The organism is Pseudomonas sp. 2995-3, assembly GCF_002742565.1.
Taxonomy (GTDB): domain Bacteria; phylum Pseudomonadota; class Gammaproteobacteria; order Pseudomonadales; family Pseudomonadaceae; genus Aquipseudomonas; species Aquipseudomonas edaphica.
Genome location: NZ_LJSB01000229.1, coordinates 1 through 234 on the forward strand (window position 1 = coordinate 1; position 234 = coordinate 234).

General features: G+C 42.3%; 1 pseudogene. It reads left to right on the forward strand.

The annotated features are described in order from the left end of the window. A pseudogene (locus AOA62_RS24150) lies at positions 1-234 on the forward strand (hypothetical protein); the annotation flags it as partial.

Genomic DNA, 234 nt, shown 5'->3' on the forward strand with positions numbered 1-234 from the left:
CTTGATGTAGGGATGACTTGGGCTGCTGGGTTTATGGAACCATATGTACGTGGTGAGCGTTTCGCATCACTAGAAGACATTATTGATGAAGACTTTAGAGACTCTTTTGTCGGTGGCGTTCTTGATGCATATGAGGTGAATGGAGAGACATATGCACTTCCAGTAGAATTAAACATTGCACCAGTATTCTATAACCAAGCAATTTTTGATGAGCATGGTTTAGAGGTGCCAGAG